This window comes from Rahnella bruchi, assembly GCF_003614975.1.
Classification (GTDB): domain Bacteria; phylum Pseudomonadota; class Gammaproteobacteria; order Enterobacterales; family Enterobacteriaceae; genus Rahnella; species Rahnella bruchi.
On the sequence record NZ_QZWI01000011.1, the window covers coordinates 160,765 to 167,827 of the forward strand.

General features: G+C 49.5%; 5 protein-coding genes. 1 reads left to right on the forward strand and 4 read right to left on the reverse strand.

Annotated features, from left to right (window positions below; genetic code table 11):
- Positions 1-5 precede the first annotated feature (5 nt).
- Positions 6-3,158 carry a multidrug efflux RND transporter permease subunit OqxB gene (gene oqxB, locus D5398_RS18010; protein WP_120508859.1) on the forward strand — a complete coding sequence of 1,051 codons (3,153 nt, stop codon included), beginning with the start codon at positions 6-8 and terminating at the stop codon, positions 3,156-3,158.
- Between the two features lie 88 nt (positions 3,159-3,246).
- Here the strand turns inward: oqxB and D5398_RS18015 are convergent, their stop codons facing one another.
- From D5398_RS18015 to D5398_RS18030, 4 genes are all read right to left on the reverse strand, one after another.
- Positions 3,247-3,732 carry an RrF2 family transcriptional regulator gene (locus D5398_RS18015; RefSeq protein ID WP_120508860.1) on the reverse strand — a complete coding sequence of 162 codons (486 nt, stop codon included), beginning with the start codon at positions 3,730-3,732 and terminating at the stop codon, positions 3,247-3,249.
- Between the two features lie 515 nt (positions 3,733-4,247).
- A complete protein-coding gene (ompC, locus tag D5398_RS18020) occupies positions 4,248-5,372 on the reverse strand; it encodes a porin OmpC (protein WP_120508861.1) in 1,125 nt (374 codons plus the stop codon).
- Between the two features lie 607 nt (positions 5,373-5,979).
- On the reverse strand, positions 5,980-6,168 hold the full coding sequence (locus D5398_RS18025) for a hypothetical protein (protein ID WP_120508862.1): 189 nt from the start codon (positions 6,166-6,168) through the stop codon (positions 5,980-5,982).
- A gap of 159 nt (positions 6,169-6,327) precedes the next feature.
- Entirely contained in the window at positions 6,328-6,741 is a 414-nt protein-coding gene (locus tag D5398_RS18030) for a hypothetical protein (RefSeq protein ID WP_120508863.1), read from the reverse strand.
- Between the last annotated feature and the right edge of the window lie 322 nt (positions 6,742-7,063).

Consider the following 7,063-nt stretch of genomic DNA (forward strand, 5'->3'; position numbering starts at 1 on the left):
GACTCATGGACTTTTCCCGTTTTTTCATCGACCGGCCTATATTTGCGGCTGTTTTGTCGATTTTGATTTTGGTTACCGGCGCCATTGCGATCCCGCTGCTGCCGGTCAGTGAATATCCTAATGTCGTGCCGCCAAGCGTGCAGGTACGCGCCGAATATCCGGGTGCCAACCCGAAAGTGATCGCTGAAACCGTGGCGACGCCGCTGGAAGAAGCCATCAACGGCGTCGAAAATATGGTGTACATGAAATCTGTCGCCGGTTCTGATGGCGTGCTGGTGACAACGGTGACTTTCCGCCCGGGCACCGATCCGGATCAGGCACAGGTGCAGGTGCAAAACCGTGTGGCACAGGCGGAAGCACGTCTTCCGGAAGATGTGCGCCGTCAGGGGGTAACTACTCAGAAGCAATCGCCGACGTTAACGCTGGTGGTGCACCTGGTTTCCCCTTCCGGCAAGTATGATTCGCTGTATCTGAGCAACTACGCCACGCTTAAAGTGAAAGACGAGCTGGCGCGTTTGCCGGGTGTCGGGCAGATCCAGATTTTTGGTGCTGGCGAATATGCTATGCGCGTCTGGCTTGATCCGAACAAAGTTGCGGCTCGTGGTCTGACCGCTTCCGACGTGGTGAAAGCCATGCAGGAGCAGAACGTGCAGGTTTCTGCCGGTCAGCTTGGCGCAGAACCGATGCCAAAAGACAGCGATTATCTGCTGTCCATCAATGCCCAGGGACGTCTGAAAGACGAAGACGAGTTCGGCAAAATCATCCTGAAAAGCGGTGATAATGGCGAAATTGTCCGTCTGCGGGATGTCGCACGTATCGAAATGGGATCCGGCAGTTATGCGCTGCGTTCACAGCTGAACAATAAAGATGCCGTGGGTATTGGTATCTTCCAGTCACCGGGCGCTAACGCCATTGATTTGTCAGACGCTGTGCGCGCCAAGATGACTGAGCTGGCTACCCGCTTCCCGGAAGGCATGACCTGGCGTGCGCCGTATGACCCGACGGTGTTTGTGCGTGATTCGATCAGTGCCGTGGTTCATACGCTGCTTGAAGCCGTGGTGCTGGTGGTGCTGGTTGTTATTTTGTTCCTGCAAACCTGGCGTGCGTCGATCATCCCGCTGCTGGCGGTACCGATTTCGGTTATCGGGACGTTCAGTATTCTGTATTTGCTCGGATTCTCGCTCAATACCCTCAGCTTGTTCGGATTGGTGCTGGCGATAGGGATAGTCGTCGATGACGCCATTGTGGTGGTAGAAAACGTCGAGCGAAATATCGAAGAAGGGCTGGCACCGAGAGAAGCGGCGCATCAGGCGATGCGGGAAGTTTCCGGCCCCATCATTGCGATTGCGCTGGTGCTGTGTGCGGTGTTTGTGCCGATGGCGTTTCTCTCCGGCGTAACCGGCCAGTTCTACAAGCAGTTTGCGGTGACTATCGCGATTTCTACCGTGATTTCTGCCATCAACTCACTGACGCTCTCCCCTGCGCTGGCGGCGCTGTTGCTGAAAGCGCATGGTGCGCCAAAAGATATGCCATCGCGCTTAATCGACCGTCTGTTTGGCTGGGTTTTCCGTCCGTTCAACCGGTTCTTCAATGCCAGCTCACATCGTTATCAGAGTGCGGTATCGAAAACGCTGGGGCGTCGTGGTGCCGTATTCGGTGTCTATGTTCTGCTGTTATGTGCGGCGGCGTTTATGTTCAAAGCGGTGCCGGGTGGTTTTATCCCGACGCAGGATAAATTGTATCTGATCGCCGGTGTGAAGATGCCTGAAGGGGCTTCGCTGTCGCGTACGGATGCGGTGATACGCAAAATCAGCGCGATGGGACTGAGCACCGACGGTGTGATTGATGCGGTTGCGTTTCCCGGCCTGAATGCGTTGCAGTTCACCAATACGCCAAATACCGGCACGGTGTTCTTCGCGCTCAAACCCCTGAGCGAACGTACCCGTACCGCGGCGGAGATTAACGCTGAAATCAACGCCAAGATCTCGCAGATTCAGGAAGGCTTTGCCTTCTCGATTATGCCACCGCCAATTCTCGGATTGGGTCAGGGTTCCGGCTATTCCCTGTATGTGCAGGATCGTGCAGGTCTGGGTTATGGTGCATTACAGACAGCGATCAACACGATGTCCGGTGCGATTATGCAAACGCCTGGCATGGGTTATCCGATCTCGTCTTATCAGGCCAACGTACCTCAGCTTGACGCGCATATCGACCGCGATAAGGCCAAAGCTCAGGGGGTGTCGCTTGACGACCTGTTCAGCACATTGCAGGTGTATCTCGGTTCGTCGTATATCAATGACTTCAACCGTTTTGGCCGTACCTGGAAAGTGATGGCGCAGGCCGATGGCCAGTTCCGTGACAGCGTTGAAGATATCGCCAATCTGCGTACGCGTAACGATAAAGGCGAAATGGTGCCGATTGGCAGCATGCTGAATATCACGACCACATACGGGCCTGATCCGGTGATCCGCTATAACGGTTACCCTGCGGCCGACCTGATTGGTGACGCTGATCCGCGCGTGTTGTCTTCTGCGCAGGCGATGACGGAGCTGACCGCGATGTCTAAAAACCTGCTGCCGAACGGAATGAACATCGAATGGACGGATCTGAGTTATCAGCAGTCCACGCAGGGTAACGCGGCGCTGATTGTATTCCCGATGTCGGTATTGCTGGCGTTCCTGGTGCTGGCGGCCTTGTATGAAAGCTGGACACTGCCGCTGGCGGTCATTCTGATTGTTCCGATGACCATGCTGTCTGCGCTGTTTGGCGTGTGGCTGACCGGTGGCGATAACAACGTCTTCGTGCAGGTCGGACTGGTGGTGCTGATGGGACTGGCCTGTAAGAACGCGATTCTTATTGTCGAATTCGCCCGTGAGCTGGAAATGCAGGGTAAAGGGATTATTGAGTCGGCTCTGGAGGCCTGTCGTCTGCGTCTGCGCCCTATCGTGATGACCTCGATTGCGTTTATTGCAGGGACTATTCCGCTTATTCTGGGGCACGGGGCTGGTGCAGAAGTGCGAGGCGTTACCGGTATCACCGTGTTCTCCGGAATGCTGGGTGTGACGCTGTTCGGTCTGTTCCTGACGCCGGTATTCTATGTGGCGCTGCGTAAGCTGGTAACCCGTAAGAAAGCGGTACTGGAAACACAAACAGTGTGATCTGAAAATCAGAATGCAAAAAGCCGGGAGATTATCCCGGCTTTTTTATGTGCTTTTTCTGAGATTTCTAATAAAAACTGGCTGAACGCTATTTAGAGCAGAGCGAACTGTCTGCGTATTCCGCTGCTAAGTCCTTGGTGCATTTGTATTTGCCACCGCGCTCGAATTCCGCCAAAGCATCTGCGACCGTGTGGCGCGCCAGAACCTGAAAAGAGGCTTCTTCTGCTTCGTTGACGATATTTTTGAAATACGTACACGCATTGGCGCTGACAACACAACGGGCAGGAACATCAGGACGAGCGGCCCACAGGCGCTTGTCTTCTATCACCGCGCAATAAATATCACGCAGGGAAATTTCTTCTGCGGGACGACCAAGTGTGATCGAGCCGGTGCGGCCAAGGGTGGAAACGATAATGCCGTGTTGCGTCAGCGGCACCATCAGCTTGCGGATAAAACTGGAGTTGGCTTCCAGACCCGTTGCTAAAATCGCACTGGTGCAGCGCTGATCAGCCTTTTGGGACTGAGCGATACAAAACACCATCTGCATAGCTGTCGGAAAGCGATAATCTAACATGTCATTGTCCTGAGAAACCAAGTCTTAGGTAAAACACCGTATCACAGAGGAATTAACCTGTCCGTGATCTGGTCAATAATATAACAAAAACCTTGCAGATTGTACATGTGATTTATCAATAGATTTCAATCATGTAGAGCACAAATTGCTTAAATATTAGCCCTCTGCCAATCCCCTTTTCACCTCTTTAAATTCAAGCGCTTGTAAGAAAACGCAGCAGGATCAGGCAAGGAATTGCAGGGTTTTTAAACGAAAACAGCATCCATTACTTAACCAAAATATAACATGACATTCATCGATCGGTTAAAACGATCAATCAGCAAAAACCGATCGTTAGTACCCATTTGAAGCTTGTGGTCTTTGCCGTGTTCGGTCAGACACTTCGTCTGGCAGGAAAAAACGATTAATATTTCCAATATAATCTTAACAAGCTGTCGACAATTAATTTGAAATATATAAAAAACCCATCCGGAGATGGGCTTTAATATTGTTGTTGCCGGTTTTAAGTCGGGTAATTAGAACTGGTAAACCAGACCCACTGCTACGATGTCATCGGTAGAAATACCGTTGTCTTTGTAGAAATCTTCATCGTTGTCCAGCAGGTTGATTTTGTAATCAACGTAAGTGGACATATTTTTGTTGAAGCTGTAGGTTGCACCAACAGAAACATATTTAACCAGATCGTGATCATTATCTGCACGGCTGGTGTTTTCGTTCAGGTCCTTACCTTTAGATTGCAGGTAAGAAACTTCAGGGCGCAGACCGAAATCGAACTGGTATTGTGCGGTAACTTCAAAGTTCTGAGTTTTATTTGCAACGTTAGAACCATCACCGTAAGCAGTCATATTACGGGTTTCAGAATACATGGTCGCTAAATAGACATTGTTCGCATCATATTTTGCACCAAGAGTCCAGACGTCGGCTTTATCGCCATCTGCGTTGGTGTAATTAATTTGGTCATTAGTACGGTCGGATGATGCATAGGCACCCCCTACGCTAACGCCCATGCCGAAGTCATAAGTAGTAGACAAGGCATAACCGTCACCATTTTGATTACGAACACCGTGAGTGCCGCTGTTATTGGTGCCTTCGCCGCTCACGTTACCGTCATTAGCACCCTGATATTGCAGTGCAAAGTTCAGACCTTTCACTTCACCGAAGAAGTCGGAGTTGCGGTAAGTCGCTACGCCATTGGTTCGGCCAACCATGAAGTTATCAGCAGTAGTGTAGCTGTCGCCACCGAACTCTGGCAGCATGTCGGTCCAGGCTTCAACGTCGTATACTACGCCATAGTTACGACCGTAATCGAATGAACCGTAGTCGCCGAATTTCAGACCTGCAAAGCCCAGACGAGTTGCATTGCCACTGGTACCGCTGTTTTCTGCACCGTTTGCCTGAACGTTGTATTCCCATTGACCGTAACCGGTCAGCTGGTCAGTAATTTGGGTTTCACCTTTGAAGCCAACACGGACATAAGTCTGATCGCCATCTTTGCCAGCGTCATCAGAAAAATAATGTAAGCCATCAACTTTACCGTACAGATCCAGTTTATTGCCGTCTTTGTTATAAACTTCTGCTGAATGAGCAACGCCTGCTACCAGTAATGCTGGAATAATAAGGGCCAGTGCTTTTAATTTCATGACGTCATTCCTTTATCATTTAATTGAATGTTTAAATTTTTTATATATACATTATCAATGGGTCCGAACTCGTATTAATACTACCTAAATAGTTCCGTGGTTAAGAAGATAAATTATCCTTTTTGTGTTTATTATTTATTGCTAATTATTTCAGTGTGGTATTTTAATACCTGTCGTGAATATCAAATTAAAATACATATAAAATTTATATTTATCGCGAGACAAATTATTGTGATAATTTAATTTCCGGATCCTGGCATTATCACCGGAATTCAATTTACCCTTCCTTGGTTTTATTTACACGAGTCATGCCGTGACCCCTGTTAGCGGCTTTAATTTTTTCGCCCCGCCTGTCTGCGGGGCTTTTTTTTGCATAAAAAAACCCATAACCGGCGAAAGTTATGGGCTCAACAATTGAGAGAGAACTAAAATTTCTACGACGAGGTCAGAGAGACTTTCCACAACAACCTTCATAACGGAAGCTGACACTGTGCCAGGCACAATCACAACACCCGCTATTGAGGGTACAACAAGCACTATCAGGAGAAAGTAATGTTAGTCGCACAGCTCGTTCCAGTAGCTGAAGCGCATTAAGCGTGTGTAGCGATCAGGAGCGGCGAAACCAGGCCGGGTCACTGTTCCCCACATCGATACCGTACAGACAACCCGTTGCCAGAAAACTTTCCAGCAGACGCGATGTGTCCTGCGCCATTTCTTCAGTGTGGTTGCGCGGATTACGTTGAGTAATGCGCTGCCATAACGAGCGGTGTTCAGATTTTTGTGCAGTCGTTGACATACAGGCCTCCGGTTATTCACGGCTTTCTGTTTAAAGCTTTTTTGGAACAAGCTTTTCAGACTCGTAGCAGACAGTATCTTCTGCTGGAATGAACTCAGTTAACCCTTTTCTTTCTGCAAACAGAACCAACGATTTATGCTTTCTTTATGAGGTTTTGAACTAACACTTTCCGGGCCAGACGCCTTCACAGAACAGTTTGGCGCAGGCAAGACTGTTCTCATGATGCACTTTCGGATCACCGGGCGTCTGTGCCAGTTGCACCAGAATGCCGGTAAAACACTGCGCCATCAGCACGGCTGAAATATCTTCACGAAACAGTTTATTTCGCTGACTGACTACCAGATTCTCAGCCATCAGGTCACATAATAATCGCTGCGTTTCCTGTGCCTGCGGTGGTAACAAAAAGGCCTGCTCTGTGCGTGCAACATCCTCTGCAAAAAAGTTAAGCAGTTTCCGAAAGTTTAACGCCATCCGGTCAATCACCTGATTTTCTGCGACCTGTGGTGCAATTTGTAACGAGCTAACAAGCGCGCTCAGGCGCTCGCGAAAAGCAATGACATCTGTATGGCTCATCTTTCTATCCCGGGTATTTTCCATTTCAGTACGTTTCTGAATTATTTGCGTAAATGTACGTTGCTACCTATTTGAATTCTATGAGTTAATGACCGTGGCTAACAATTGCACATCCCCGCACGCAGGCGTAAACCAGTAAGTAGCTCACGTAAGGGGAACGGGTCGGTCAGACCGTGCCTTGCGCGCAGCACCTGAAAAGATACCGAATACATAGAGGATAGTGGTATGTGTGACTGCTCCCCGCCGTAAACGGCGTGGCTTCCCACTTCTTAGGCTGCAACCGCCTTTATGACGGACTTACACTGGCCTCGATGGGCAGTAA

Coding starts and splice junctions, on each gene's coding strand:
- oqxB (WP_120508859.1), top strand. CDS start 6: ATGGACTTTTCCCGTTTTTTCATCGACCGGCCTATATTTGCGGCTGTT.
- D5398_RS18015 (WP_120508860.1), bottom strand. CDS start 3,732: ATGTTAGATTATCGCTTTCCGACAGCTATGCAGATGGTGTTTTGTATC.
- ompC (WP_120508861.1), bottom strand. CDS start 5,372: ATGAAATTAAAAGCACTGGCCCTTATTATTCCAGCATTACTGGTAGCA.
- D5398_RS18025 (WP_120508862.1), bottom strand. CDS start 6,168: ATGTCAACGACTGCACAAAAATCTGAACACCGCTCGTTATGGCAGCGC.
- D5398_RS18030 (WP_120508863.1), bottom strand. CDS start 6,741: ATGAGCCATACAGATGTCATTGCTTTTCGCGAGCGCCTGAGCGCGCTT.